The organism is Nonomuraea sp. NPDC050404, assembly GCF_040655495.1.
GTDB lineage: Bacteria > Actinomycetota > Actinomycetes > Streptosporangiales > Streptosporangiaceae > Nonomuraea.
This window is the reverse complement of record NZ_JBFAKB010000005.1, coordinates 392,543-417,616: the sequence shown is the minus strand read 5'-3', so window position 1 is coordinate 417,616 and position 25,074 is coordinate 392,543. Positions and strand designations below refer to the sequence as shown.

Annotated in this window: 20 protein-coding genes and 1 pseudogene; 10 read left to right on the top strand and 11 right to left on the bottom strand. The window is 70.6% G+C overall.

Annotated elements, in window-relative coordinates:
- Nucleotides 1-88: 88 nt before the first annotated feature.
- Complete coding sequence (locus AB0I81_RS16220) at nt 89-646, bottom strand: CGNR zinc finger domain-containing protein (protein WP_360657193.1); 558 nt, start codon at nt 644-646, stop codon at nt 89-91.
- A 70-nt stretch (nt 647-716) separates the two neighbouring features.
- Here AB0I81_RS16220 and AB0I81_RS16215 point away from each other — a divergent pair, with 70 nt between their 5' ends.
- Nucleotides 717-1,730, top strand: a complete 1,014-nt coding sequence (locus tag AB0I81_RS16215; RefSeq protein WP_360656637.1) for an MFS transporter — start codon at nt 717-719, stop codon at nt 1,728-1,730.
- 14 nt (nt 1,731-1,744) lie between these two features.
- Here AB0I81_RS16215 and AB0I81_RS16210 read toward each other — a convergent pair whose 3' ends face one another.
- Nucleotides 1,745-2,725, bottom strand: coding sequence for a MerR family transcriptional regulator (locus tag AB0I81_RS16210; RefSeq protein WP_360656634.1), 981 nt, complete (start codon nt 2,723-2,725; stop codon nt 1,745-1,747).
- Between the two features lie 34 nt (nt 2,726-2,759).
- Nucleotides 2,760-3,563 carry a helix-turn-helix domain-containing protein gene (locus tag AB0I81_RS16205; protein ID WP_360656631.1) on the bottom strand — a complete coding sequence of 268 codons (804 nt, stop codon included), beginning with the start codon at nt 3,561-3,563 and terminating at the stop codon, nt 2,760-2,762.
- 125 nt (nt 3,564-3,688) lie between these two features.
- Between AB0I81_RS16205 and AB0I81_RS16200 the strand changes: the two genes are divergently transcribed.
- From AB0I81_RS16200 to AB0I81_RS16190, 3 genes are read left to right on the top strand one after another with little or no spacing between them, the layout of a single operon-like run.
- On the top strand, nt 3,689-3,961 hold the full coding sequence (locus AB0I81_RS16200) for an SDR family NAD(P)-dependent oxidoreductase (RefSeq protein WP_360656628.1): 273 nt from the start codon (nt 3,689-3,691) through the stop codon (nt 3,959-3,961).
- Complete coding sequence (locus AB0I81_RS16195; RefSeq protein ID WP_360656625.1) at nt 3,958-4,854, top strand: ABC transporter ATP-binding protein; 897 nt, start codon at nt 3,958-3,960, stop codon at nt 4,852-4,854. Before AB0I81_RS16200 ends, AB0I81_RS16195 begins: the two co-directional genes overlap by 4 nt.
- A complete protein-coding gene (locus AB0I81_RS16190; protein WP_360656622.1) occupies nt 4,851-6,479 on the top strand; it encodes an ABC transporter permease in 1,629 nt (542 codons plus the stop codon). Before AB0I81_RS16195 ends, AB0I81_RS16190 begins: the two co-directional genes overlap by 4 nt.
- On the opposite strand, the gene AB0I81_RS16185 is transcribed toward AB0I81_RS16190, so the two are convergent.
- Both AB0I81_RS16185 and AB0I81_RS16180 read right to left on the bottom strand, forming a co-directional pair.
- The gene (locus AB0I81_RS16185) at nt 6,476-7,000 is read right to left on the bottom strand and encodes an AAA family ATPase (RefSeq protein ID WP_360656619.1); all 525 of its coding nucleotides are present in this window, start codon (nt 6,998-7,000) and stop codon (nt 6,476-6,478) included. The genes AB0I81_RS16190 and AB0I81_RS16185 overlap by 4 nt on opposite strands.
- An 11-nt stretch (nt 7,001-7,011) precedes the next feature.
- The gene (locus tag AB0I81_RS16180; RefSeq protein WP_360656616.1) at nt 7,012-7,701 is read right to left on the bottom strand and encodes a dihydrofolate reductase family protein; all 690 of its coding nucleotides are present in this window, start codon (nt 7,699-7,701) and stop codon (nt 7,012-7,014) included.
- Between the two features lie 419 nt (nt 7,702-8,120).
- Here AB0I81_RS16180 and AB0I81_RS16175 point away from each other — a divergent pair.
- A pseudogene (locus AB0I81_RS16175) lies at nt 8,121-8,918 on the top strand (MFS transporter); the annotation flags it as partial.
- Nucleotides 8,919-9,221: 303 nt separating this feature from the next.
- On the opposite strand, the gene AB0I81_RS16170 reads toward AB0I81_RS16175, so the two are convergent.
- The 4 genes from AB0I81_RS16170 to AB0I81_RS16155 all read right to left on the bottom strand — a co-directional run bounded on the left by AB0I81_RS16170 (nt 9,222) and on the right by AB0I81_RS16155 (nt 13,370).
- Entirely contained in the window at nt 9,222-10,397 is a 1,176-nt protein-coding gene (locus tag AB0I81_RS16170) for an MFS transporter (protein ID WP_360656613.1), read from the bottom strand.
- Between the two features lie 90 nt (nt 10,398-10,487).
- A complete protein-coding gene (locus AB0I81_RS16165) occupies nt 10,488-11,327 on the bottom strand; it encodes a DMT family transporter (RefSeq protein ID WP_360656610.1) in 840 nt (279 codons plus the stop codon).
- 83 nt (nt 11,328-11,410) lie between these two features.
- Nucleotides 11,411-12,163, bottom strand: coding sequence for a MerR family transcriptional regulator (locus AB0I81_RS16160; protein ID WP_360656607.1), 753 nt, complete (start codon nt 12,161-12,163; stop codon nt 11,411-11,413).
- Nucleotides 12,150-13,370 carry an MFS transporter gene (locus tag AB0I81_RS16155; protein WP_360656604.1) on the bottom strand — a complete coding sequence of 407 codons (1,221 nt, stop codon included), beginning with the start codon at nt 13,368-13,370 and terminating at the stop codon, nt 12,150-12,152. Before AB0I81_RS16155 ends, AB0I81_RS16160 begins: the two co-directional genes overlap by 14 nt.
- 141 nt (nt 13,371-13,511) lie before the next feature.
- Here AB0I81_RS16155 and AB0I81_RS16150 point away from each other — a divergent pair, with 141 nt between their 5' ends.
- Complete coding sequence (locus AB0I81_RS16150; RefSeq protein WP_360656601.1) at nt 13,512-15,044, top strand: prolyl oligopeptidase family serine peptidase; 1,533 nt, start codon at nt 13,512-13,514, stop codon at nt 15,042-15,044.
- Between the two features lie 116 nt (nt 15,045-15,160).
- The gene (locus AB0I81_RS16145) at nt 15,161-16,045 is read left to right on the top strand and encodes an alpha/beta fold hydrolase (RefSeq protein ID WP_360656598.1); all 885 of its coding nucleotides are present in this window, start codon (nt 15,161-15,163) and stop codon (nt 16,043-16,045) included.
- Nucleotides 16,046-16,161: 116 nt separating this feature from the next.
- Here AB0I81_RS16145 and AB0I81_RS16140 read toward each other — a convergent pair whose 3' ends face one another.
- Nucleotides 16,162-17,145, bottom strand: a complete 984-nt coding sequence (locus AB0I81_RS16140) for a MerR family transcriptional regulator (protein WP_360656596.1) — start codon at nt 17,143-17,145, stop codon at nt 16,162-16,164.
- A 33-nt stretch (nt 17,146-17,178) separates the two neighbouring features.
- Nucleotides 17,179-18,411, bottom strand: a complete 1,233-nt coding sequence (locus tag AB0I81_RS16135; RefSeq protein WP_360656593.1) for an MFS transporter — start codon at nt 18,409-18,411, stop codon at nt 17,179-17,181.
- 65 nt (nt 18,412-18,476) lie between these two features.
- Between AB0I81_RS16135 and AB0I81_RS16130 the strand changes: the two genes are divergently transcribed.
- From AB0I81_RS16130 to AB0I81_RS16120, 3 genes are all read left to right on the top strand, one after another.
- Complete coding sequence (locus AB0I81_RS16130) at nt 18,477-19,466, top strand: metalloregulator ArsR/SmtB family transcription factor (RefSeq protein ID WP_360656590.1); 990 nt, start codon at nt 18,477-18,479, stop codon at nt 19,464-19,466.
- A gap of 295 nt (nt 19,467-19,761) precedes the next feature.
- Complete coding sequence (locus AB0I81_RS16125) at nt 19,762-21,171, top strand: M4 family metallopeptidase (protein ID WP_360656587.1); 1,410 nt, start codon at nt 19,762-19,764, stop codon at nt 21,169-21,171.
- 250 nt (nt 21,172-21,421) lie between these two features.
- Nucleotides 21,422-24,679 (top strand): BTAD domain-containing putative transcriptional regulator, encoded by a 3,258-nt coding sequence (locus AB0I81_RS16120; protein ID WP_360656584.1) that lies wholly within the window; start codon nt 21,422-21,424, stop codon nt 24,677-24,679.
- The last annotated feature ends 395 nt before the right edge of the window (nt 24,680-25,074 follow it).

The window sequence follows — 25,074 nt, the reverse complement described above, 5'->3', positions numbered from 1 at the left end:
TCGGGCACGATCGCCTGTACTTACCGCCCCGCCACAAAAGAGTTCACGTTGCGCGTCGGCTCTGGATGCCGAGCGGGTGAGGAGGGTGTCAGGAGCGGGAGCGGGCGCGGAAAGCTGCCGCTTTTGTCCTGCTCTGGCAGGAGCGGGAGCAGAACTGGCGTACGCCGTTGCGGGAGGCGTCCACGTACACGCGGTCGCACTGCCTGGCCTGGCAGATGCCGAGGCGGCCGCCGAGGTCGCTGCCGATGGCCAGGGTCAGCGCGGAGGCGAAGCCGGCGCTCCAGCCCACGGCGAGGCTGTCGTCGGCTCCGTGGAAGTGGACCTGCCAGGGTTCGCCGGGGACGCGGTCGAGTTGCGGGCGCGCGCCCGTGCTGATGACGAGGGCGTTGACGACGGAGGCCGCGTCGTCCTCCTGCCGCGCCTCCATGGCCTCGAAGACGCGCCGGACCTTCAGCGCGGTGCCGGCCAGGTACAGGGCCTCCTCCATGGAGACCGTCGCGACGCCCGGCAGCGCGGTGGCGACCGCGGCCGGCAGCGACTCCCCCTTGGGCGCGACGTAGGGCTTGCCGCGGTCGCCGCCGTCGGTCAGTACGTTCACGAGCGATACCGCGGTGTCGAGCAGGATCGCCACGTGACTATCGAACATCACTTGACTGGTCACTCCTAGCGCTCTAGAGTCCGTGACCGACGTTATCAGTTACGTTGGTCACTGGAGGATGGACGTGCTGATCGCCGGCCGTGCGGAACGTTTGCCGCGCATCGTATGGTGGCTGGTCCTGGCGCGGGCGATCAACAAGCTGGGGGCCTTCTCGCTCGGGTTCCTCACCGTCCTGATCACCACCGAGTTCGGCGTGAGCGCCGTCGCGGCCGGTCTGATCTCCGCGGCCTTCGGGCTGGCCACCATCCCCTCCCGGCTCCTGGGCGGCGTCCTGGCCGACCGGTTCGGCCGCCGCCGCACGATCGTCGCCGGCCTGGTCGGATGCGCCCTGGCCCAGGCGGGCATCGCGGCCTCCGGGTCCGTGGCGATGATCGCCGTGTTCGCCTGCGCCCTCGTGGTACGCCTCACCCTGCCCGCCGACCGCCCCTTCGCGCCATCCACCTCCTCTCCCGCCCAGCCCACCGTTCCTGGGAGGTCGGCGTGGCGTGACCGCTCGCTTCTGCTGCTCCTGGCCTCCGGCACCTGCTTCGCACTGATCTACATGCAGGTCGGGATGGCGTTGCCGCTGGCGCTGGTGCACCGCGGCCTGCCCGCCGCCGACGCCGGGCTGCTGTCCACCGTCTCGGCCGTCGTCATGGTCCTCTGCCAGCCACTGCTGAGATGGACGGCCGCGCTCCCCCACCACGCGGCGATGACCTGCGGCTACCTGCTGCTCGCCGCCGGTCTGGCCGGCTACGCCGTGGCGGACGGGCTATCGGCCCACCTCGCCGCCACGGTGGTGTGGAGCGCCGGCGACGTGCTGATGTTCGGACGCAGCTACGCCATGGTCGTCGCCATCGCCCCCGAGGACGCGCGCGGCAGATACCTGTCGATCTTCGGCACCTCCTGGGGCTTCGCCACCGTCCTCGCCCCCGTCTTCGGCACCCAGCTCCTCGAACACACCGGCCCGGCGGGCTTGTGGGGCGGCCTGGCCCTGGTCTCCCTGCTACTGGCCGTGGCCCAGCTCACGGTGATCAGACCCGTGCTCAGACGAACGGCCCGTTCCGATACGTCCCAGCGAGCAGCAGTCTGACGCCGGGGGGTTCGTCACAGGGGGAGCGAAGCACGCAGGGCCGCCGAGAGCCATGCGAAGGGCACAGGGCCCTCCTCGGACGGGGTCCCGTTGATCACGGCCACCAGGGACAGGTACCTGCCATGGGTGCGGTCGAACGCGGGGTCTTCTTCCTCCTCGATCTCCTCGATCAGCAGGAAGTACGCCGCCATCTGCTCCCGGAACTCGGCGGTGGGCCGTTTGTCGCCGAGTTCGGCGGCCGCCCGCGCGAGACGTACGACCGCCTCCTGAGCCTGCGGGGAATCCGCCGGCAGCCCGGCGCGGTGCGCGGCGAAGAGGTCCTCCATGATCTTCGTCCCGGTCGTGTAAATGAAGTCCTGCACCGGGGTGGCGGTCATGAGCCGGGCCGGCGGGGTGGAGTAGGTCTCCTGGAGGAAGGAGCGGACGGCGTCGCGGAACGCCGGGTCCCGTACCAGGTCGGCCAGCTCTATCCAGGCTTCGAGCTGCTCGGCGGTGGGGTCCTCCGGCAGGTGCGGGCGCATCGCGGCCAGGCGCTCGACGAAGTCGGGGGCCACGTCGAGACCCGCGCCGACCTCCTGCCAGAAGTCGTCGATGAGCCGCTCACGCTCCTCGTCGGACATCGAGACCAGCTTGTGCATCAGGGCCGCCTGCGCAACCGTGCCGCCCTGCCTGGCCAGGGTCCTCAGCACCGCCCGCCTGGCCCGCAGGCCGCGCTCCTGGCGTTCGACGAGTTCGAGGTGGGTGGTGACGAGGTCGTGCAGGGTCGTCTCACCGGCGAGCAGCCGGCGGATGTCGTCCAGGCCGGTGCCCAGGTCGCGGAGGGTGCGGATGAGCTCAAGGCGGGCGATGGCGCGGATGTCGTACAGCCGGTGGCCGGCCTCGGTCAGGCGGGTGGGCGCGATGATCCCGGCGTCGGCGTAGAACCTGATGGCGCTGACGCTCAGGCCGGTACGGCGCGCCGCGTCCCCGATCGCGTACAGCTCGTTGTCGTGCATATCCGTCACTATGGGACCTCAAGCGGCTTGAGGTTCAAGAGGGCGCGGCGAAGGTACGCCGGTAGTGTTCGGCCGCCTGGGCCATGTCGTCGCTGAGCAGTTGGAAGAACCGGCTCGCGGTCAGGAGCCTGGTGCTGGCCGGGGTGCTCGCGCCGAGTACGTCCGCGCCCTCCCGGATGGTGCCGGCCCACAGCGCCATCGATCGGGTGCCCACCAGCCACGCCCGATACCAGACTTCGTCGTCGATGTAGTAGCGCTCGCGCCGGCTGTCGCGTTCGCGGTTGATGAGACCCAGTTGTTCGAGCGAGCCGACGGCCTTGGAGATCGACGCCGGGCTCACCCGCAGCCGCTCGATCAGGTCGGCGACGGTCATGTTGCCGCTGTCGCTGGTGAGCAGGCAGACCAGCACCCTCGCCGCCATCGGCGGCCAGGACCCGCCCAGCAGCCCGGTCAGCTTCTCCTCGTACGCGCGAACCGCCTGAGGATCGCGCACGGCCCGATGGTCGTACCCGGTTCGAGAGTCGTGCCCGGTTCGAGAGTCGTGCCCGGTTCGAGAGTCGTGCCCGGTTCGAGAGTCGTGCCCGGTTCGAGAGTCGTCCAGGACCGGCGGCGGCGGCGCGCTCAGCGGCGTGTTCGGCCGGCGGCGGGCGCGCCAGGTGGCCGCCTGCTGCGCCCGGCCCGCGTGGTAGCCGTGCGGGCCGCCGTTGCGGGCGATCTCGCGGCCGACGGTCGATCTCGGGCGTCCCAGGCGGCGGGCGATCTCGGCATAGGCGAGCCCCGCCGCCAGACCCTCGGCGATCTCGCGGCGGTCCTCGTACGTCAGATGACCAACGGACATGCACCGAGTATGCCATCCGTGTTGCGTTTGGCGGCAATGTCATCGCACCAATGAAATGCATCTGACCTGCGGAAACAGCTTCTCCGGATTGCTGAATTCGCGAACGCTTCCGTAGCTTCCCCCGTGTGCGAACATTCGGAGACCCCAGGGTCTGTCTCGTCACCGGCGCCTCGTCCGGCATCGGCCAAGCCACCGCGCCGGAGCTCCTGCGCGCCGGCCACATCGTGTACGGCGGCGCGCGCCGACTGCCCCAAATGGCGACGATCCGCGAAGCCGGCGGCCATCCCCTGCCCATGGACGTGACCAGGGAAGACGACCTCCTTGGGCGGATCGCTGAGGCCATGGCACGCGCGGCCGAGGCGCGGCCGGGCCACGAGAACCTCGGAGCAGAATCATGACCTCCGCCATCGAAGTCTCGGACCTCGTCAAGACCTTCGGGCCGGTGCGCGCCCTCGACGGCCTCGACCTCACCGTACGCACCGGCGAGGTGCACGGCTTCCTGGGCCCCAACGGCGCGGGCAAATCCACCACCATCCGCGTACTGCTGGGCCTGATGCGCGCCACCTTCGGCACCGCCAGGCTGCTGGGCGGCGACCCCTGGCGAGAGGCGGTCGCGCTGCACCGGCGGCTGGCGTACGTGCCCGGCGACGTGGAACTGTGGCCCAACCTCAGCGGCGGCGAGGCCATCGACGTGCTCGGCCGCCTGCGCGGCGGGCTCGACGGCAGGCGCAGGGACGAGCTGATCGAACGCTTCGAGCTGGACCCGAAGAAGAAGGCGCGCACCTACTCCAAGGGCAACCGCCAGAAGGTCGCGCTCGTCGCCGCCCTGGCCGCCGACGTGGAGCTGCTGATCCTGGACGAGCCCACGAGCGGCCTGGACCCGCTGATGGAGGCGGTCTTCCAGGAGGTCGTCGCCGAGGTCAAGGCCGCCGGCCGTACCATCCTGCTGTCCAGCCACATCCTGGCGCAGGTCGAGACGCTGGCCGACCGGGTCACCATCATCAGGCAGGGCAGGGCCGTGGAGTCGGGCACGCTGGCACAACTGCGGCACCTGACGCGGACGACGGTCGTGGCGGCCACCGCCACCACGGTCACCGGCCTGGACCGCCTGCCCGGCGTGCACGGCCTGACCGCCGAGAACAACAACGTGCGGTTCAGCGTGGACACCGAGCACCTCGACGCCGCCGTGCGGCACCTCGCGGGTTTCGGCGTGAAGTCGCTGGTCAGCCACCCGCCGACGCTGGAGGAACTCATGCTGCGGCACTACGGCGTCAGGCAGGCGGCGGCATGACCGCGACACTCTCCCGAACGCCCGGCCGCACCGACATGCGGGCGGCGGACGCCCACCTGACCGGCACCGGCGCCATGGCGCGGCTGATGTTGCGCCGCGACCGGATCAAGCTCCCCCTCTGGCTGCTCGCCATCACGCTCCTGGTGCCGCGCTTCTACCACGCGGCCACGACCACGGTCGTGCCGACGCCGCAGGCTCTGGACGAGGCGACCCGGCTGATCCGGTTCACGTTCATGAGAGTACTGGCCGGGCCCTTCTTCGGCGCCGAGGCCGTCACCACGCAGAAGTACTTCCTGGCCGCCTACTGGGTGGAGTTCCTGCTGGCCGCCGCGCTGATGAACGTGCTGCTGATCACCCGGCACACCCGGGCGGAAGAGCAGACGGGCCGGGCCGAGCTCATCCGCTCGGCCGCCGTGGGCCGGCACGCCCAGCTCACCGGCGCGCTCATCGTCGCCTTGATCGGCAACGCGGCGCTCGCGGTGCTCACCACCGTCGCGGCGGCCGGCATCGGGTTCCCCGTCTCCGGCGCGCTGCTGTTCGGCGCCTCGCTGGCCGCCGCCGGGCTGGTGTTCGCCGCCGTCACCGCCGTCACCGCCCAGGTCACCGAGCACCCCAGGGGCGCGGCCGGGCTCGCGGGCGCGGCGCTCTTCATGGCGTGGATCGTGCGCGGCGCGGGAGCGTTGCAGGCGCAGGAGGGCGGCCCGCTGTTCTGGTTGTCCCCGATCGGCTGGTCACAGCAGACCCGGCCGCTGGCCGACGAACGCTGGTGGCCGCTCGGCCTCTCGCTCCTGCTCACAACCGTCCTGGTCGCGGGCGCGTACGGGCTGGCGAGCCGCAGGGACCTCGGCGCCGCGCTGATGCCCGCACGCCCCGGCCGTTCCTCGGCGCCCTCCTGGCTGCGCACACCGTTCACGCTCGCCCTCCGCCTCCAGCGGGCGGCCATCGGCTGGTGGACGGCGGCGTACGTGGCCGTCGGCCTCGTCCTGGGCGCCATGACCGGCGGAATGTCGGCCACCGACCTGCCCATCTTCGCCGGGGCGGACTTCGGGCGGGCGTGGATCAGCCTCATGGTGTTCACCGGTTCGCTCTACACCGGCGTCTTCGCGGTCCTGTCCGTCCTGCGACTGCGGGGCGAGGAACTGCGCGGCCGCCTCGGCCCGCTGCTGGCCGGCCCGACCGGCCGTACGGCCTGGTTCGGGTCTTCCCTCCTGGTCTCCGCACTCGCGGTGATCGTCCTCCAGGCCGTGTACGGCGCCGCGCTCGGCATCGGCGCCGCCGCATCGACCGGCGATCCCGGCCTCGTGGGCGAGGTCGTCCCGGCGAGCCTGCTGCGCGTGCCGGAGGCGCTGGTGTTGCTCGCCCTCTCCGCCGCCCTGCTCGGACTCGCCCCGAGAGCCGCCGGCCTGGCCTGGGCCGTGCTCGTGTACAGCGGTTTCGTGACCGTCCTCGGCGACTACGCGGGCCTGCCGGGATGGCTGGTCAACACGTCGGTACTCTCCCACCTGCCCTGGCACCCCCTGGGCACGTTCGCCCCCGCGGCCACGGCGGCGCTGACCGCACTCGCCGCGGCACTGACGGCCCTCGGCCTGTACGGGCTGCGCCGCCGCGACCTCAGCACGGGTTAACGGGCCAGCAGTTCGCTGTCGGCGAGAATACGTTCGACCGTCTGCGGCAACGAACTGTCCTGGCCCACGATCGTCTCGCGGCCATCCGGCAGCAGGTCACGCTCCACGTACCACTCCCGCATCAGCTCCGCGCCGAACTCGGCACTCTGCGGACGGGTCGCATGCCGCCTGACCGTCTCGTCAAAGGGCACGTCCAGGTAGAAGCAGCAGGTGGTGCCGGCGTGGTCGTCCGCGAGCCGCCGCAACATCGGCCCGTACCGGCTGAGCGTGAGGATCCCTTCCAGCACCACATGCTGCCCGGCGTCCAGGACGTGCCGGCACATCGTGTCGATCAACCCGATGTTGACGCCGTCGGGCACATCCAGCTCCCGCAGGATCTGCCGCCGCACCACGTCCTGACCGATGATCGCCAGCCCACGGCGACCGTACGCCTCCCGCACCGACCGAGCCACTTTCGTCTTACCCGACCCCGAATTACCCCGGATAATGACCAGAACCGTCTCCGCCGACCCGACTCCCACGCCGCCCCACCCTACTCGCCGCTCCCCCTTCCGCGGTCGTCGAGCACGAGTGCGGCGCGGCCGTTGACCGTGTAACGCAGGTGCGTGACGGTTGGGGTGTTGACGACCCTGTTCAGCGTCAGTTCGATGGCCTCCTTGTCGGCGAGCCCGAGATCGGCGTCGAGCAACCGCATCCCGGTGCCGAGCACGACCGGGACGACGTTGAGCTCCAACTCGTCCAGCAGCCCCGCCTTGAGCACCTGGCGTACCAGGCTGCCGCCACCCGCGACGTTGACGTCCTTGCCGTTCGCCACCGCACGGGCCTGCTCCACGGCACTGGCCACGCCGTCGGTGACGTAGGTGAAGCTGGTGCCGCCCTTGCGCGTCAGGGTCTGGCGGGGGCGGTGCGTCACGACGAAGACCGGCACGCGGAAGGGCGGCTCCTCCCCCCAGGGCCCCTCGCCGCCGTCCGCCATCCGCCGCCCCATGACGTACGCCCCGGCCGCCTCGAACGTCTCGGCGATGATGTCGGAGTTCGTGTCCTTCTCGCCACCGGCGAACCCCTGCCGCTCCCGCCAGGCCATGGCCTCGGTCAGCCAGCGAGTGACCCGGAAGAACCCCGCGGCCTCCGCCGAGTCGATCCAGTTCCCCTGGCCGCCGTGCCGCTCACCGGCGTAGAAGCCGTCCAGCGACACCGACATCTGCGCGGTCACCTTGCTCATCCCGCTCCGCCTCTCCTTGCTGGGGAGCGCCCGAACGCGCCCCGCTCCCCAACCGGTCGGAGCCACCACCCGATTCTTGACACGAGGGCGCTTTCCAGCTCAATCCCTACCCATGCCATCAATCTAAGTTGACGACTTTGATCTGCTATCGTCTGCGGCAAAACCACGCTTAGTAGAAGATTCCTGCCCGGTGACGGAGTCGGCGTGGGGGCGCGTGTCCCCGCTCCACGCCAGCACTGGACGGTTCCAGGCGATGACCACGGGTCGGTAATACCTCGGGCGCCGACGACCCCAGTGGTTCGCCCCGCCGGGCAGCAGAGGGGACACGCGTGTCGTCGGCGACCTACCGTGATCTGCTGCGCGCTCCGGGAGCCGCGGCCTTCTTCCTGACCGCCACCATCGGCCGCGTCGGTATCGCGATGACCAGCCTCGGCATCGTCTGGCTGGTACACGGCACCACCGGCTCCTACGCCGTGTCCGGCCTGGTGACCGGCGCTTTCGCGGTCGCGGAGGCCCTGGTCGGACCGCAACTGGCCCGGCTGATCGACCGCTTCGGGCAGAGCCGGGTGCTGCCGCCCGCGCTGCTCGCCCACGCCACGGCCGTGGCCATGTTGCTGACCTCGGCCCATGGCCACGCACCGGCCTGGCTGCTGACCGCGAGCGGCGCGCTGGTCGGCGCCACCATCCCGCAACTCGGCGCGCTGTCCGCGGCCCGCTGGGCGACGTTGTTGCGCGGCGACCGGGCCGGGCAGTTGCCTGCCGCCTTCTCGCTGGAGTCGCTCGCCAACGCACTGGCCTATCTGGTCGGTCCCGCCCTGGTCAGCGCCCTGGGGGCGGGCGGGCAGCCGATGCTCGGGACGTTGCTGGCCGCCGTACTGATCGTCTCGGGCGGCCTCGCCCTCGCCACCCAGCACCGCACCGCGCCCGCGCCGGAGCCCAGCGCCGCCGAACGCCGCCGGGCCGATCGTTCGCTCGTACGGCCCGGCTTCGCGCTGCTGATCGGCCTGAACCTGTCCATCGGCGTGTACTTCGGCGCCACCCAGGTCGCGACGACGGCCTTCACCGTCCAGCACGGCGCGGCGGACACGGCAGCGGTGATCTTCGCGGCCTCCAGCTGCAGCGGACTGCTGACCGGCTGGTTGTACGGCCTGTCCAGGTGGCGGGCCGCCTCCCGGGTACAACTCGTGGTCGCCGTGTCCATCCTGGCACTGGCGAGCACGCTGCCGCTGATGGTGGACTCGCCGCTGGGGCTCGGGTCCGTGAGCCTGCTGACCGGCGGCGCGATCCCGCCGATCCTGGTGCTCTGCGGGGTGCTCACCGAGAAGGCCGTCCATCCGGCCGCGCTGACCCAGGCGTTCACCTGGCTCAACTCGGCCAGCGCCGCGGGCTCGGCGGGCGCGGCGGCCCTGGCCGGCTGGTTGTCGGACCTGTCCGGCGCACAGTACGGCTTCGCGGTCGCCACCTCGGGCACCGCCATGATGGCCCTGCTGGCCGTGATCTTCAGCCTCCACCTACGCGGCTCAGCGGGACCCCGCGAGCGACCACACGGACACCGCCATGAGCAGAGCGGTCAGCCCACCGCAGATCATCACGGTGGAGACAGAGAAGGCGTCGACCACGCGCCCGCCGAGGAGAGCACCGAGCGCGAAGGTGGCCTGGAAGGAAGAGGTGAAGACGACCGTGGCGGCCTCCGGCGCCCGCGGAGCGGCGGCGATGAACGACGCCTGCGAACACACCGGCACACCTCCATACGCCAGCCCCCAGACCACCAGCGCCGCCACGGCGCCGGCGGCCGTGACGCCGATCGAAGGCAGGAGCAGGGTGGTGAGCGCGATCAGGCAGCCGCAGGTCACGAAGGCGGCTCGCGAGCGGGTGGCGGCGACCTTGCCGGCCAGGAAGTTCCCGGCGACCCCGGCGATGCCGTACGCCAGCAGAACGGCGCTGACCGCTGCGGGGCTCAGGCCGGTGACGTCCTGAAGGAAGGGCGTGACGTACGTGTACGTACCGAAATGAGCAAGGACGACGAGGAAGGTGGACAGCAGCGCGATGCCGGCCCGCCGAGTGCGCAGCAGGTCGAGCAGCACGCGCAGGCTGGTGGCCTGCTGGGCGGGCAACGGCGGCAGCAACATCACCAGGGCGGCCAGGACGGCCAGCGCCAGCGCGGCCAGGACCAGGAACGCGGTACGCCAACCGGCGAGATCGCCGATGAAGGTCCCGGCCGGTACCCCGAGCACCGAGCCCAGCGGCACGGCGGAGAAGATCACGGCGGTGGCGGCGCCGACGGCGTGCGGCGGCACCAGCCGCCCGGCCAGCCCGGCGCCGATCGACCAGAAGCCGCCGATGGTCAGGCCGACGAGCACCCTGGAGATCAGCATGACCCAGTAGGAGGTCGCCACGGCGGCCAGTACGTCGGCGACGGCGAGCACCGCCATGAGGGCGACCAACATCACCCGGCGGTCCAGGCGCGCGGTCGTCAGCGTCACGACCGGTGCGGCGACCGCGGCGACGATGCCGGGCAGCGTCATGGTCAGTCCCGTGATGCCGTCGGAGATGCCGAAGTCCGCGCCGATGGTGGTCAACAGGCCGATGGGCAGGATCTCGCTGGTGACGATGGCGAAGATGCCCAGCATGAGCGAGATGACCGCGAGCCGGCCGACGAGGGGCGAGCGCGGCGGAGCGAGCGATGAGATTGGCATGGTTCCCGTTCATGAGTGGTGTACGGGCGCCAAGCCAAGCAGTCATGAAACAGCCGATGCTGGCACATTTCAGACGCAACCGAGGGCCGGCTAGTCCAGCGAGATCAGCACGATGGCCGCCGCGGCGCAGGCGAGGCCGAGTTGCTGGGCCCGGGTGAGACGTTCGCGGAGCACGGTGACGCCGAGAACGACCGGGATGGCGGGATAAAGCGCGGTAAGTACGACGGCGAGCGACAACAACTGCTCCCGGGAGGCGAGCGCGTACAGGGTGATCGCCACCGTGCCGAGCGCGCCCGCGCCGGCGCATCCCCAGGCGAGCCTGGCGGGCATGCGGATCCTGCCGGGATGGCGCAGGAGCAGGGGCGCGATGGCGACGACGGAAGCGGCGCGGCTGGCGACCAGCGGCCAGAGCCCGGCCGCCGGATCGGCCTGGGCGATCGCGACGAACTGCAGGGCGAAGGCGGCGCCGGCGACGAGGCCGTCGCCGGCCCCCGACGCGGTGGCCGGTGCCCCGTCATGATCAGAGCGGGAGACCAGCCACAACGCGGGCAGCGCGGCGACGATCCCGCACCAGGCTCCCAAGCCGGGACGATCACCCAGCAGCACGACCCCCACCAGCACGGGCAGGGCGACGGCGCCGACATCGCTCAGCGGCACGACGACGCTGAAACGGCCATTGCCGAGTCCCCGGTACAGGAACGCCGCGCCGATGCCGGTCCCGATGCCGGAAAGCGTTCCCCAGCCGAGTGCTTCGCCGCTGACCTGCGGCGCGGCCACGAACGGCGCGACGACGAGCATGAGGACGGTGCCGCCGACCTGGCTGACGAGCGCGACGGCGGCGCTGTCGGCCCGGCGGGCGAGCAGCCCGTTGAGGAAGTGCGTGATCCCGAAGCACAGGGCCGCCGTCAACGCGAGCGCCTCACCCACCATCCCGCTCCTCAACCGCGTCACTGTGCCGCATGGCTGATCGTCTGCTCGACAGGACGCGGGTAAAACATCACGCGGGTGGAACGTCAGGCGGCGCCCGGTGGCTCGCTGATCATCCGCTCCTGGAACAGCTCGTACGCCCGGCGCTGCCAATCATTGAGCGCTTGCTCGCCATAGGCGACGAGCATGGCGGAGAGGTCGGCCCCGATCTCGATGTTCTCGGGCCAGCTCCCCAGCAGGGGCCGATAGTGCACCACCATGTCCTCGACGAGTCGCTCAAGCTCCTCCGGAGCGGTGTCAGGACCGAGTTCGGCGAAGCGCAGGAGCAACGCCGGGGTCGCGGGGCTGAAGATGGCGTTCTGGGCCAGCACCCCGGCGAGGGCGGCCGTCCCTTTCTCGCCGAGCAGATGGGCGATCAGAACGACCTGCTCCCGCTCCTGCCGCGCCAACTCGGGGGCGACATCCGCCACGGCGCTGATGGTGGGCCCGTAGGCCGCCAGCGCGGGCGGCAGGTCCGGCATCGCGCCATGGCTGCGCAGCCCCGCGATCGCCGCCCGCCGGCTGGTGAGCCGCTCGATCTCGGCCGCCGCCTGCCGGTCCAGCTCCTCCAGCAGCGTCTCGGCGGTCTGGGGGTCGTCGAGCACGTCCGGGAGCGAGGCCAGCGGAAGGCCGAGTTCGGTAAGGCGGGTGATCCGCAACAACCGGACCAGGTGCCGTACGTCGTAGTCGCGGTAGCCGTTGACCGACCGCTCGGGCTCGTCCAGGATCCCGACCTTGTGGTAGTGCCGCAGCGTACGGATGGTGACGCCGGCGAGTTCGGCCAGTTCATTGCTGCGCAACGGTCTGCTCCTTCGATTCCACCCCGGCCAGCGCCCGGGAGGCGACCACGGCCACGAGCAGCACCAGCCACACGGCGGTGACGGCGAACCCGGCCGCGACCGGGGACCCCCACTCGGCGACGGCTCCGGCCAAGGCGATCCCGGCGGGCGCGGCGACCTGCAAGAACGCGTTCTGCAGGCTGAGCACCCGGCCGCGTACGGCCTCCGGGACCCTTTCGGCCTGCAGGACGCCCGTCACGGCCCCCAGCAGGGCGTTGGCCACCCCGGCCAGTGCCGCGCCGGCGAACACCACTACCGGCGAGGCCAGCGTCGCGATCAGCACGAATCCGGCCGTCGTGCCGATCAGCCCGGCGTACATGCACGATCGGCGCGACATCCTGGCGCCGACGGCGGCGTACAACCCGGCTCCGACCAGCATCCCGGCGGCGAGCGCGGTCAGCACGAAGCCGAGCAGGTCGGGCCGGGAGATGACGCTGAAGTACAGCGGCAGCACCAGGCCCTGCAGCCCGCCGACGACCACCGCCAGACCCACCGTGAGCCCTGCCATCCCGGCCAGGAACCGGCTGCGGCGCACCACCGCCGCGCCCGCCGCCAGTTGCGCCCACACCGAGGTCCGTCGCTCCGGCAGGTCGTCGATGCGGCCGAAGCGGTGCGGCATGGCCAGGGTGAGCAGCGCCGCCACCGCCGAGGTCGCCGCGGTGACCAGCAGCACGGTGCTGCCCTCGAACAGGGTGAGCAGGGTGCCCGCGACGGCGGGCCCGATCACCAGGGCCATCGAGGTCAGCGACTGACGCAGGCCGACCAGCCGTTCCAGCGGCATGCCGGTGTGCCGGGCCACCGCCGGGACCAGCACCTCCCGCGCGGTCATGCCCGGGACGTCGCCGAACGAGCCGACGATCGCGAGCGCGACGAACCACCACAGGTTCAGCCCCCACAGCAGTTCGACCAGGGGGATCGCGGCGACCGAGGCGGCCGAGACGACGTCGGCGAGCACCGAACAGGTCCTGCGGTTGACGCGGTCGAGCACCACGCCGGCGAACAGCCCCACCAGCAGCGCGGGCACCGCGGTCGCGGTCGAGACCGCGCCCACGCTCAGCGGGCTGCCGGTGGTCTGCAGGACGATCAGCGGCAACGCCACCGCGGCGATCCCGTTTCCGAGCAGGCTCATGAAGTGCGAGATGAGATAGGCGAGGGCGATGAGCGGCATGTGCCCAGCTAAAACTGTGACGTCGGGTCCGAGTCAACCTGGCTTCTTCCGAGGTTGAGCCCGCCCCGACGTCCGGGTTTACCGTGCGAAGCCCCGGCGAACCCGACGAAAGGATTGAAGCAGTGTTGTCCAATGCGGACTATGCCCGCGCGGAGCAGCTGCTGGGCCCGTACCGTTCACGACGCGTGCCCGGCAGCGGGGTGCAGCCACACTGGTTGTCCGGCGGAGCCCGCTTCTGCTACCAGCCCGGATCCCGTTTCCTCGTGGTCGACCCGGCGGAAGGCACCCGCCGCGACGCGTTCGACCACGAACGGCTCGCCGCCGCGCCTCGACCCGGCCACCGGCGCGACGACCACGCTGATCAGCGAGACCGGCCGGACCCGCCTCGACCCGGCCCCGGAGTACCTGGACCCGCCGATAGTCCGCGTGCTCGACTCCGGCGAGATCCTGTGGTGGTCACAACGCGACGGATGGGGACATCTCTACCTCCATGCCCCCGACGGGCAGCGGCTCGGGCAGATCACCACCGGGCAGTGGCTGGTGCGCCGGGTGCTCTGGGTCGATGAGGAGCGCCGGGAGGTGTGGTTCCTGGCAGGCGGGCTCGTCGATGACGACCCGTACGTCCGCCAGATCTGCCGGATCGGCCTCGACGGCACCAGGTTCACCCGCATCACCGACGACGACCTCGACCACGACGCGATCAGCCCGCCGGAGGGCGGCTACCTGGTGGACCGCGCCTCCTCGCTGAGCGCCCCGCCCCGCTCGGTCGTCCTCGGCGGCGACGGTCAGGTGCTGGTCGAGCTGGAGTCCCCGGACGCGAGCGCGCTGGAGGAACTCGGCTGGCGACCCCCCGAGCGCTTCCGTACGACCGCCGCCGACGGCAAGACCCCGATCTACGGGCTGCTCTGGCGACCGCACGACTTCGACCCGGAACGCCGCTACCCGATCATCGACCACGCCTACCCCGGCCCGCAGGTGAGCCGGACCTCCTCGTCGTTCGACAACACCGCGTCCGGTGAGCCGGAGGCGCTGGCCGCACTCGGGTTCGCCGTCGTCGCCATCGACGGCCGCGGCACCCCGGGTCGTGGCAAGTCCTTCCACGACCAGTCCTACGGCGCCCTCGGCGACGCCGGCTCACTGGCCGACCACATCGCGGCGATCCGCGAACTCGGACACCGCCATCCGTGGCTGGACACCGACCGCGTCGGCATCACCGGGCACTCCGGCGGCGGCTTCGCCACCGGCCGCGCCCTGCTCGCCCACCCCGAGTTCTACAAGGTCGGCGTCGCGGTGGCGGGCAACCACGACAACGGCGTCTACCTGCCGCTGTGGGCCGAGCAGTACCACGGTGACCTCAGCGACGAGGGCAGGCGTTCGATCTCCAACCCCGCCCTGGCCGCCAACCTGCGCGGGAAGCTGCTCCTCGTGCACGGCGAACTCGACGACAACGTGCATCCGTACCAGACCCTTCGCCTGGTTGACGCGCTCATCGAGGCCGACAAGGACTTCGACCTGCTCCTGGTCCCGGGGGTTGAGCACGCGTTGTTCGGCCGCATGCACTACGTCACCCGCCGTACCTGGGACTACTTCGTCCGCCACCTGCACGGCACCGAGCCGCCCGGCTACCGGCTCGCGCCTCTCCCGCTGCCCGTCACCGACGTGTTGTCCGGCTGAGCCTGTCCCCCGTGCGAGCTACCGGCGAATGTCCACCGTGCGGTGACGATCGGCAAGCGGTTGATTCCCTAGTGTTTCGGTCATCGGCAATTCCCCCTCTGACCACGGAGTTCAACATGCTCGGCAAGTTCAAGACCACCGCCGTCACCGCACTGTGCTGCACCGCGCTCGGCATGGGAGTCGCCGGCTGCGACAGCGAAGCGGTGGAGAACTGGGACCCCTTCGCCTCCTCCTCCAGCATGTTCTCCGGCACCAAGAAGATCACGGTGGACGGCAAGTCGGTGAACGTGTCCTGCGCCGGTGGCCCGGCCGTCCGGCCGACCATCGTCCTGCTGCACGGCGGCGGCGACGACCTGACCAAGCTGGCCGCCCTGCAGAAGACCCTGAGCAAGAACAACCGGGTCTGCTCCTACGACCGGCTCGGCGCCGGTGCGAGCGACAAGCCGGCGGGCCCGCAGGACTTCGCGAGCACCGGCAAGATCCTCACCGGCGTGATCGACCAGGTCGCGGAGGGCGGCCCGGTCGTGCTGGCCGGCCACTCCCTCGGCGGCATCATCGCCGCCCGCTACGCCCCCGAACACCAGGACAAGGTCAAGGGGCTGGTGCTGATGGACGCCACCCCGTCCACCATGATCGCCGACATCTCCACGGTGATCCCCAAGTCCGCCAAGGGCCCCGGCGCCCAGGTACGCGCCCAGAACCTGGCCATCTTCCAGGGCCAGAACCCCGAGCAGCTCGTCATCAAGGACGGCAAGGTCGGCTCCGCCGGGAACATCCCGGTCGAGGTGATCATGCACGGCCAGCAGTACCTCGCGGCCATTCCCACGTACGGCAAGGGCCTGGAGAAGGCGTGGGCCGCGGGGCAGCGCAAGTGGCTCGAACTGTCCGGCAACAGCAAGCTCAGCACCGCCACCAAGAGCGGCCACTACATCTACACCGACACGCCCGACGTCGCCGTCAAGGCCATCGAAACCGTCACCTCCCAGGCCGCAGGCTTCTGATCAGCCCCCGGGAGGCGGGCTTGAACAGGCTGGTCGGCATCGGTCTGGGGTGCCTGCTCACAGCCGTCGTGACGGCGCTCGAGGAACTGCACCGCCGCTGATCAACACCGATGCCCTCACTGAGCTGACGCGCGAAGCGCCGCCGCGAGCCACGCGGAGACCGCGGCAACCTCCCCGCCCGCATCGGGCGGAGTCTCATTGATCAGGGCCACCAGGGACACGTACCTGCCGTGGGTGGCGTCGTACCGGACGTCTTCCAGCTGGAACTCTTCGATCAGGAGGAAGGCCGTGGCCAGCCGTTCATGTGATTCCGCGGTGGCCTGGGTGCCCGCGACCTCGGCGGTGGTGTTCGCGAGGCGAACGGCCAGCTCCCGTGCCCTTGGCGAGTCGGCCGGCAGCCCGGAACGGTACGCCGTCAGGATCTCCTGCCCGATGTCCGCCCCCTCGCCGTGGATGAAGTCCCACATCGGCGCGGCGGCCACGTTCCGTCCCGGGAACGTACCGTAAGTGTCCTGGAGGTAGGCGCGGACCGCAGCACGGAACTCCTCCCCCTGCACCAGGTCGGCCAGTTCGATCCAGGCTTCGAGTTGCTCGGCGGTGGGGTCCTCCGGCAGGCGCGGCCGCATCGTCCCCAACCGCTGCACGAAACCGGTGGGTACGTCCAGATTCTCGCCGACCTCGTGCCAGAAATCGTCGATGAGCCGCTCGCGCTCCTCGTCGGGCATCGACACCAGCTTGCGCATCAGGGCCGCCTGCGCGGCCGTGCCACCCTGCTTGACCAGCGTCCTCAGCACGGCCCGCCTGACCCGCAGATCCCGCTCCTGACGCTCGACGAGCTCCAGATGCGTGGTGAGGAGATCGTGCAGCGACGTCTCGCCGTCGAGCAGCCGGCGGATGTCGTCCAGGCCGGCGTCCAGGTCGCGAAGGGTGCGGATGAGTTCAAGCCGGGCGATGGCCCGGATGTCGTACTGACGGTAGCCTGCCTCGGTCACGTCGGTGGGTGCGATGATCCCGGCGTCGGAGTAGTACCGGATGGCACTGACGCTCAGCCCGGTCCGCAGTGCCGCGTCCCCGATCGGGTACAGCTCGTTGTCGTCCATGCCGTCACTATGATGTCTCAAGCAGCTTGAGACTCAAGCCCTGCTTGAGATCAGCCGCGAACCGCGCATGGCACGCATCAGTACGGGCATCGCGACCAGCAAGGCGATTCCTCTCAGCACCCCCGCGACCGGGTACGGCGCCCGCAACCCGAACGTGTGCGCCACAAACCCCCCGGCCAACGCCCCGAGCGGGATCAATCCCCACCCGAGCATCCGGTAGACGCTGTTCACCCGCCCGAGCAGCTCGGACGGCACGATCCGCTGCCGGAGGCTGACGGTCACGACGCTCCAGAGCGTGGTGACGAAGCCGTTGACGGCCAGCAGGGCGCCGAGCACGGCCACGTTCGGACTCAGCCCGATCCCGACGAAGACGACGACGTTCGTGACAAGCGCGGCAAGGAGGGCGGGAAGCTCCCCCATCCTCTCGACCAGGCGCGCGCTGACCAGCCCGCCGAGCAGACTGCCGATCGCGGCACCGGCCAGCAGCAGCCCATAGCCGGGCGCGTCGAGACGCAGCGTCTGTGTCGCCAGCAGGACCAGGGAGACATTGCCGAGTTGAAAGCAGAAGGTGTTGACGCCGAGCAGGATCGCGAGGGTGCGCAGCAGCCGGTGACGGGCCAGCCAGCGCAGGCCGTCCGCGATCGCCGTCCGTACCGGAGGATGCTCGATCCGCTCGCGCCCGCGCCTGGGCAACGTCGCCAGCAGCGCGGCGGACAGGGCGAATGTGGCGGCGTCCACACCGAACGGCAACGCCACGGCGATCGCGAACAGCAGGCTGCCGACCGGTGGCCCCGCGAACTGCAAGCCGACCGTGGTGATCGTCTGCTGATGGCCGTTCGCCTTGTGCAGCAGCGGCCCGGCGACCAGGTCCGGCAACATCGCCTGCGCCGCGTTCGCGAAAACGACCGTGCACGCTCCCAATCCGAAGGCCGTGACGGCGAGCGCCGGGATGCTGATCCGATCGAACGCGGCAAGGACCGCGATGACGGCAACGATCAACGCCTGGATCGCCTGAGCGCGCCACATGAGGGCCACACGGTCATGGCGGTCGACGAGCGCGCCGGCGGGCAGGGAGAGCAGCAACCAGGGAAGGTACGTCGCCGCGGACACGATCGACACGAGCCGCGGGTCTCGGGTGACCGCGACGGCCAGCAGGGGAACGGCCGCGGTGAACGCCCCGTCGCCGATGCTGTTGATTCCCGTGGCCCACAACAACCGCCGGTAGCCCGCGGAGAAGCGCGGCTCGTCGCCCGTTCCGTTCGTCACATCGGGATCTTCCGGTGCCAAGTGCCGTCACGACAGCATTTAGGCGAGCGCTACATAATGGGGCCGTGGCGCTGACGATCGATCTCGGTGTGTCCGAGCTGGCAGCGACCCGGTTCGCGATCTCCCCGCTGTCGGAAACCGTGTCCGGCCTGCAGCAGCTCGGTGATCTTGATCGGAACCCCCTCCACCTGCGGTGGCTGCGGTGGGCGGCGGACGAGCTCGCCCGCGATCCCCTGGACCTCTCGCACACCTGGCCGCTGATCGTCAGCGACCGGCCCAACTGGCCGGAATTCCTCGTTCCCGCTCCGCTCGGCCCGGGAGCCTCCATCGACGACGACCTTGCCGCGTTGCGCAGGACACCCGCGGCGCAAGTGCGGATCAGCCTCCGGCGCGTGTTCGGTGAGGACCTCCCCGCCCCGGCCGCCGCACTCGCCGAACGGCCCGCGGCCGGATTGGCGGCGATCGCCGCGGAACTGCGTACGGCACACGACCGGCTCATCGCGCCGCACTGGTCACGGATCCGGGCCTTGCTCGATGCGGACGTCATCCATCGGGCCAGGCAGCTGGCCGCGGGTGGTGCCGAGAGGTTGTTCGCGGACCTGCATCCGGATCTACGCTGGCACGATGGCCGGCTGCGACTGGGCGGAGCACGCTGGCGGGTCGAGCGGGTCGTGGAACGCGGTCCCGGTGGGCTGGTGCTCATGCCGGTCGCGCTCGGCTCACCGTACGTGCTGATCAAGAAAAGGACTTCCACGCAGACCACCGTGCGCTATCCGGCACGAGGCGTCGGAACGTTGTGGACCGCCGGAACGCGGGCACCCGCAGGCAGTACGGTACGGCTGCTCGGCCGGGCGCGAGCCGAACTCCTTGAGGCACTGCGGTCGCCCTCGACCACGACGGACCTTGCCCGGGCGCTCGGGATCACGCCCAGCGCCGTGTCACAACACCTCCGCGTACTGCGCGAAAGCGGACTGGTCGCCCGCGAACGATCCGGGCGCAGCGTGCTGTACATGACGACCGCCCTCGGGGCGTCCCTGCTCGAGACTGTTACCTGAACCGCCGGAGCCCGGCTCAGCGCATGGCCCACTCTTCCGCTTTTCTTCCTTTTTTCTTCCGTTCCGTTGGAACACAAGTAAGAAATGCCCGGAACCGGCTATCCGGCGGAATTTCATTCGCGCGGGTGATATCGTCCGCAGACGCAGCCTCGCCTGTCGGCCGTCGAGGCCGGTCAGACCCGCGGTCAAGGGATCAGGGCCCCGGTTCGGCAACGGCAGGTCTGCGTTACGCAAGCCAGAGCGCGCCCCGGCCGCCGATGATGGCCGGGGCGCCCGCAAACCAAATGAGGAAGTAATGAATTTACGCGATGCTCGCTGCCTGATCGTGGCCGGAGTGTGTCTGGCGGCCACGGCGGCGGGTGCCCCCGTCGCGGTGGCCGATGACGAGATACCCGCGGTCGGCCACGGCTTCCACAGCGGGACCGTCCCGCTGACGACCGTGCTCAACGGGGACACCTACGAGCTGAAGGACGCGACCAGAGGCGGCGCGAGCGGCTATCTGGATCGCCGCAACAGCGCCGGCGACATCGTGTCGGTGCCGTACACCGACCAGGACAACGACTGGGGCGACGGAACCCTGTCCAACCAGGCGAGCCAGGCCGTGGACGCCCAGTACGCGGCGACGAAGGCATGGGACTACTTCGCCAACGTGCACGGGCGCAAAGGTTTCGACGGCGAGGGCCGGGCGCTCAATCTGCACGGCAGAGTGGCCGGCCTCCCGCTTCCGAACGGCCGCCCCGCCTTCGTACCGGCAAGGCCCGACCTCGACAGTCCGGCCAGGATCGCCTACGCCAGCCCGCACCAGGAGAGGGGGAAGGACGGCAACTACAGGCAGCTCGACGGGGCCACACTGGACCTGGTCGGCGGCGCGTTCGCCATGGGTGTGGCCCATGTGGAGGCGGGCCTGCCCAGATGGGAGGACACCGCCGATCACCCCGAGCGGGAGGAACCGGCCGCGATAGGGGCGGCCACGGCGAACATCTTCGGCACCATGATCGAGTTCTACGCGAACAACCGGGTCGATCGGCCGGACCACCTCATTGGCGAGCGTCTTGCCGTGGGATTCCCGGCCGGCACGTTCGCCCCGCCGGTCTCGATGGCCAATCCTTCGTCGGGCTGCTGGAGTACGCAGACCAGGACGGACCCGGGCCCGGCGAACCACTTCTTCTACCTCCTCGCGATGGGCGACAAGCCCGCCCAGGGTGAGACCAGCCCGACCTGCAACGGCATGCCCGTCACCGGCATCGGAAACGACAAGGCGGCGAAGATCTGGTATCGGGCGCTGACCGAATACTTCGCCGCCACGACCAATTACGCCGCCGCCCGGATCGCGACGCTGAAAGCGGCCGCCGACCTCTACGGCGCGCACGGCCTGGAGTACAACACGGTCAACGCGGCGTGGTCCGCCGTCTCGGTCAACGGCGCGAACCCGATCGGCGGCAGCCAGACGCCACGTCCAGTCAACCCGGGAGACCAGGATGCCGTGGTGGGGAAGGCCGCCAGCCTGCAACTCGAGGCCACGAACCCCGGCGGCCGGCCGCTGACCCACACGGCGGTCGGACTGCCTCCGGGGCTCACCATCGATCCGGCGTCGGGTCTGATCTCCGGTACGCCGACGAAGAAGGGCGACTACCGGGTGACGGTCGGAGTGACCGACACCCTGCACGCCCAGGGCACTACGTGGTTCATGTGGTATGTGAGCTAGGCGTCCGAGCCCTCTCCCTTCCTTCCTGATCGCAGCCGGGCCGCCCGGGCGTCGGCGCGGATCTCTCGCTGGCGGACCTTGCTACGGGCGCGCTCGGCGGTCCTGACGGCGCTGACCGTCGGCGTGGGGGAGGTCGGGAAGGTGCCGTCACGACCGCCGGCCCCTGGGACATCTCAGGAGGAATCACCGTACGGGACGATCATCCCTCGGTAGCATCACTGCGAACCGTCCTTGAACATGAAGGAAACGCATGGAGGTGCGATTCGCGCTTCTGGGCCCGGTGGCCGTGCACGGGCCCGGCGGCCCGATCGCGCTGGGTTCGCCCAAGCAGCGAACCGTGCTGGCCGTCCTGCTGCTCCACGCGAACCGTATGGTCCCGGACGACCGGCTCATCGACCTGGTGTGGGGCGAGCGCGCGCCACGCACGGCCGTGGCTCGCCTTCAGGTGTACGTGCACGAACTGCGTACCTTGGTCGGCAAGGAGCGCATCAGCCGCGTCGGCGCCGGCTACCGCGCTCACGTGGCCGCGGACGAGCTCGACCTGTCCATGTTCGAGCAGCACCGGAACGCCGCGCGCGCCGACACCGCCGACGGGCGCCATGCCGACGCCGCGGCCCTGTTGCGTACCGCGACAGGGCTGTGGCGCGGTCCCGCGCTGGCGGGCACCAGCGCCGAGCTGATCCACCGGGAACGCCCCGGCCTTGAGGACAGGCGGACCTGCGCTCTGGAGGAGTTGTACGACGCCGAGTTGGCGTGCGGGCGGCACACCGGCGTCCTCGGCGAACTGCGTGCGGCGGTGGCCGAGCATCCCCTGCGCGAGCGGCTGGTGGGACAGCTCATGCTGGCCCTGTATCGGTGCGAGCGCCGCTCCGAGGCCCTGACCGTGTATCGGGACGCGAGACAGCGACTGGTCACCGAACTGGGCATCGAGCCCGGCGGCCCACTGCGCCAAATACACCAGCGGCTCCTCCAGGAGGACACGGCGAACCTACCTGGACACTCGGACACTCCCGGACACCCGGACGCTCCCGGACACCCGAGCACTCCCGGACAGCCGAGCACTACCGGACAGCCGAGCACTCCCGGACAGCCGGACACTACCGGACAGCCGGACGCTCCCGGACCACCGAGCACTCCTGGGCGGCACGCGTCTGTCGCGCGGCCGGCCGAGTTGCCCAGGGACGTGTCAGGGTTCGCCGGCCGCGACGCGGAACTGGCGTGGCTGGAGGAGTGCCTGGACAACGGCGGCGACGGCGGCGACGGTGTGTGCGTCCTGAGCGGCGCGGCGGGCATGGGAAAGACCGCGCTCGCGGTGCACTGGGCACACCAGGCCAAGAGCCGCTTTCCAGACGGCCAGATCTACATCGACCTGCGCGGATATGACCACGACCAAGAGCCGCTGACCACGGCGGCGGCCCTGACCCGCCTGCTGATCTCGGCCGGCGTCGAACCCGGGAGCATGCCGGGCGGCTTGGAGGCCCGGCTCGGTCTCTACCGCTCCCTCCTGGCCGACCGCTCGTACCTGCTGGTCCTGGACAACGCCCGCGCCGCCGCCCAGGTCGAGCAGTTGCTGCCCCCGACCGGCGCGGCGATCGTGACCAGCCGGCACCGGCTGGGCGAACTGGTCGTACACGCAGGTGCCAGGCAGCGCTCGCTCGGCCCGCTCTCCGACGAGGACGGCCGGGCACTGCTGGACGGCGTGCTGGGCCCGGCACACGAACCGGCCGAATCGGACGCGCGCGGCACCCTCGTGCGTACATGCGGCGGCCTGCCACTCGCCCTGCGCATCGCCGCCGCGAACGCCGCCGTCCGGCCCGCGGGCGGCACCACGGCGGTCGCGGCCGAACTGGCCGCCGGCGACACCCTGGCGGGACTCATCTTGGACGGAACCGAGCACAACGCCGTCACCGTCGCCTTCTCCGTGTCCTACCGCGTGCTCGCCCCAGCGGAACAGCGGGTCTTCCGCCTGCTCGGGCTCGTTCCAGGTCCCGATGTGACCGTGGCGGCCACGGCAGCGGCCACCGGCCTCCCGCCGGCGGAGGCCCGTGCTTCCCTCAAGGCCCTGGCCGCGGCGCACCTGCTCGAACACCACATCACCGACCGGTACCGATTCCACGACCTGGTCCGGCTCTACGCCGTGGCGGAAGCCGGGCGCGACCCCGAGCGTGAGCCTGCCTGGAACCGCCTGTTCGGCCACTATCTGGACCTGGCGACCGCCATCGCCGCCCGGTGCGCACCCGGCGAATACCTGCTTCCCGGCCCGCGGCCAAGAACCCGTGAACGGCCGTTCACAGAGAAGCCCGGCATCATCGACCTGGACGTCCTCAATCTGATGGCCGCATTGAGGTACGCGACCGAACATGAGCCCGGCCCGCAGGTCTGGCGCCTGGCCGACCTGATCCGCGCCATCTGCGCCCGTACCGACCACATCGGTGAGTGGGTGGAGATCGCGCCGGCCCTGCTCGCGGTCACCTCCGCCCACGAGGTGCCCGCCGTGGCCGCCATGTTGCACATCGGCATGGGTGACGGACTTTTCCGCGCCGGTCGCCGTACGGAAGCCGTGGGACACCTGGAAGAGGCCGTGCGCATCGCGCACGACAGCGGCGAACGGGAGGGCGAGGCGGCGGCCAGGATGGGGCTGAGTTTCGCACGTGCGTGGACGGGCGACCTTCCCAGGGCGATCGCCGACAACGTCCGCGCGGCGCGGCTCTTCGGCGAGCTCGACTCGGTGCCCGGACACATCAGGGCCCTCAATGCGCTCGGCTACCAATACCACCATCTGGGCCGGCTCGATCTGGCCGAACACTACTGCAGGCAGGCCCTCACACTGAGCCGCCGCCACCAACTGCCCTACGCCGAGGGAGCCGACCTGCGGCAACTCGGCGCCGTACTCCTCGACCAGGGCCGATACGACGAAGCCGAGTCATGCCTGCGGCGGTCGGTCGCCCTGATCACCTCGATAGGCGGCCACGGCGCGGCCACGACGCGAGTCTGGATCAGCCGGCTGCACTGGGAGAACGGCAGGTGGGAGCAGTCGCGAGAGGAGGTGCTGAGAGCACTCGAGGTGTGCCGCGGCCAGCGTGACCGACTGGTCGAGGCGGCGGGCCTGGTCGCCCTGGCCGACGCCGTCATCCCCCTCGGCCTGACTGCGGAAGCCTCGGACAGCCTTGACCTGGCCGACGACCTGATCGCCGCGGGCGGCCTGCCCTGGCATCGCTCCTACGCGCTGCTCGCCCGAGCCCGACTGCACAACGCCCGCGAAGATCGGGAGGGCGCCATCCATCACGCGCTGCGGGCACACGCCGTGGCAACCGAGAACACCTACCGATTGCCGCAACTGGCCGCCCTAACCGAACTGGCCCACCTGGAACAACAGCGCGGCAACCACGAGGCAGCATCCCACCAGGCAAGCCAGGCCTTACACCTGTGCACCCAAATAGGACACGCGCCCTGCGCAAAGAAACTCACCCCATTCCTCACGACCAACAGCAGCATGTTCAGACAATGACGAGCCACGCGGGAAGAAGCGGCGTGTCAGTACTCATCACCCAGTGCTTCAGCATGCGGGCGGATGCTTGAGGCCGGAGGCCCTGGGCTATGGCTACCAACTCGTCCTGGACTACAGGCAGGACCAACGCGGCGTCCAAGACCGATGTCCACAGCACCCTCCTCACCGACGGCACCCTGGCCTGCCCCCTGACGCCCGAGCGCCTGCCCCAGGCCACCACCGCCCCGGACGACCGAACTGTCCGCACCCCATCCGAGCACCTCGCCCAGTTGATCGCCGCCCAGCGCACACCTGCGCACAAACCACCATCACCCTGCCCCCGACGACCTCGACGCCAACACCAAGTCCCGCCCAGACCCACACCACCTGACCCCGGTCTGGCAGGACTCCTACAA

What these genes read in the sequence shown, in the direction of transcription:
- AB0I81_RS16165 (WP_360656610.1), bottom strand. Translation starts at nt 11,327, where the DNA reads ATGGTGGGTGAGGCGCTCGCGTTGACGGCGGCCCTGTGCTTCGGGATC.
- AB0I81_RS16150 (WP_360656601.1), top strand. Translation starts at nt 13,512, where the DNA reads ATGCCCGCGCGGAGCAGCTGCTGGGCCCGTACCGTTCACGACGCGTGC.
- AB0I81_RS16215 (WP_360656637.1), top strand. Translation starts at nt 717, where the DNA reads ATGGACGTGCTGATCGCCGGCCGTGCGGAACGTTTGCCGCGCATCGTA.
- AB0I81_RS16210 (WP_360656634.1), bottom strand. Translation starts at nt 2,725, where the DNA reads ATGCACGACAACGAGCTGTACGCGATCGGGGACGCGGCGCGCCGTACC.
- AB0I81_RS16120 (WP_360656584.1), top strand. Translation starts at nt 21,422, where the DNA reads ATGGAGGTGCGATTCGCGCTTCTGGGCCCGGTGGCCGTGCACGGGCCC.
- AB0I81_RS16170 (WP_360656613.1), bottom strand. Translation starts at nt 10,397, where the DNA reads ATGCCAATCTCATCGCTCGCTCCGCCGCGCTCGCCCCTCGTCGGCCGG.
- AB0I81_RS16155 (WP_360656604.1), bottom strand. Translation starts at nt 13,370, where the DNA reads ATGCCGCTCATCGCCCTCGCCTATCTCATCTCGCACTTCATGAGCCTG.
- AB0I81_RS16140 (WP_360656596.1), bottom strand. Translation starts at nt 17,145, where the DNA reads ATGGACGACAACGAGCTGTACCCGATCGGGGACGCGGCACTGCGGACC.
- AB0I81_RS16145 (WP_360656598.1), top strand. Translation starts at nt 15,161, where the DNA reads ATGCTCGGCAAGTTCAAGACCACCGCCGTCACCGCACTGTGCTGCACC.
- AB0I81_RS16180 (WP_360656616.1), bottom strand. Translation starts at nt 7,701, where the DNA reads ATGAGCAAGGTGACCGCGCAGATGTCGGTGTCGCTGGACGGCTTCTAC.
- AB0I81_RS16125 (WP_360656587.1), top strand. Translation starts at nt 19,762, where the DNA reads ATGAATTTACGCGATGCTCGCTGCCTGATCGTGGCCGGAGTGTGTCTG.
- AB0I81_RS16190 (WP_360656622.1), top strand. Translation starts at nt 4,851, where the DNA reads ATGACCGCGACACTCTCCCGAACGCCCGGCCGCACCGACATGCGGGCG.
- AB0I81_RS16220 (WP_360657193.1), bottom strand. Translation starts at nt 646, where the DNA reads ATGTTCGATAGTCACGTGGCGATCCTGCTCGACACCGCGGTATCGCTC.
- AB0I81_RS16205 (WP_360656631.1), bottom strand. Translation starts at nt 3,563, where the DNA reads ATGTCCGTTGGTCATCTGACGTACGAGGACCGCCGCGAGATCGCCGAG.
- AB0I81_RS16195 (WP_360656625.1), top strand. Translation starts at nt 3,958, where the DNA reads ATGACCTCCGCCATCGAAGTCTCGGACCTCGTCAAGACCTTCGGGCCG.